Source organism: Blastococcus sp. SYSU DS1024, assembly GCF_054050795.1.
Genome location: NZ_JBJHAA010000050.1, coordinates 1 through 1,265 on the forward strand (window position 1 = coordinate 1; position 1,265 = coordinate 1,265).

The following is a 1,265-nucleotide window of genomic DNA, read 5'->3' on the forward strand; positions in this document are numbered from 1 at the left end:
GTGAAGTGACCCCCGTCGGCTGAACACCTCCAGACTTGGCACCAGCCAAGGAGGGAGGGCCCGAGTGGGCCGACGGAGCAAGTACCCCGAGGAGTTCCGGCAGCGCGCCGCGCAGCTGGTTCTCGACAGCCGCCGATCGGTGCGTCAGGTCGCCGCGGAGCTGGGGGTCAATCACGAGACGCTGCGCAACTGGGTCGCCGCTGAGCGCCGGCAGCGGGCGGAAGGCCCGGCCGTGCTGGGCGCCGATGAGCGGCTGGAGCTGGCGCGGCTGCGGCGCAAGGTCGCCGAGCTGGAACTCGAGCGGGAGATCCTGAAAAAAGCCGCGGTCTTCTTCGCTCGGGAGACGGGCCGGTGAGCCGCGGAGTCCTCTGCGAGTTCATCGCTGCGGAGAAGACCACCTACGGCGTGCGCCGTCTGTGCCGGGTGTTCGGCGTCACCCCGACCACCTTCTACACCTGGGCCCGCCGCGCCGGCGGGCCGACCGCCGCCGAGCTCGAGGATGCCTACGCGATCCACGCCGCCCGCACCGCTTGGATCGCCCACCGGCGCACTTATGGCGCTCGCCGGCTGACCGCCGAGGTCCGCGACCGCGGGCACGCCTGGAACCGCAAGCGGGTGGCCCGGCTGATGCGGCTGGGCGCGATCGAGGGAGTCCACCGGCGGCGACGGGGCAAGTACGGCCGCCGCCATTCCTCCACCGCGACCGCCCCGGATCGGGTCGAACGGAACTTCACCGCCACCGCACCCAACCAGCTCTGGGTCGCCGACATCTCCTACCTGCGCTCCTGGGAGGGATTCGTCTACCTCGCCGTGGTCGTCGACGCCTACTCCCGCAAGGTGGTGGGCTGGGCGATGGCCGACCATTTGCGCACCGAACTGGTCCTCGACGCCGTCGGCATGGCCATCACCACCCGCAAGCCGCCGGCCGGCACCGTGCACCACACCGACCGCGGCAGCCAGTACACCTCCTACGAGTTCGGCAAGGCGCTGCGCGCCTCGGGACTGCTGGCCTCGATGGGCCGGGTCGGCTCGGCCTTCGACAACGCGATGGCCGAGTCGTTCTTCGCCACGCTGAAGGAGGAACTGATCTACCGACGCTCCTGGCCGACCCGCCACGAACTGGAGATGGAGGTCTTCTCCTACATCGAGGGCTTCTACAACCCCAGCCGCCGGCACTCCAAGCTGAACAACCTCAGCCCCGCCGACTACGAGAAGATCCATCTGACACGAAACGAGGTGTCCGCCTGACGGGGGTCACTTCACAG

At 69.6% G+C, this 1,265-nt stretch carries 2 protein-coding genes; both read left to right on the forward strand.

Annotated elements, in window-relative coordinates; translation table 11 throughout:
* Positions 1 to 64: 64 nt before the first annotated feature.
* Complete coding sequence (locus ACI79S_RS20765) at positions 65 to 355, forward strand: transposase (protein WP_456595332.1); 291 nt, start codon at positions 65 to 67, stop codon at positions 353 to 355.
* The gene (locus ACI79S_RS20770) at positions 352 to 1,248 is read left to right on the forward strand and encodes an IS3 family transposase (RefSeq protein WP_456595333.1); all 897 of its coding nucleotides are present in this window, start codon (positions 352 to 354) and stop codon (positions 1,246 to 1,248) included. The genes ACI79S_RS20765 and ACI79S_RS20770 overlap by 4 nt, the downstream gene beginning before the upstream one ends.
* Positions 1,249 to 1,265: the final 17 nt, after the last annotated feature.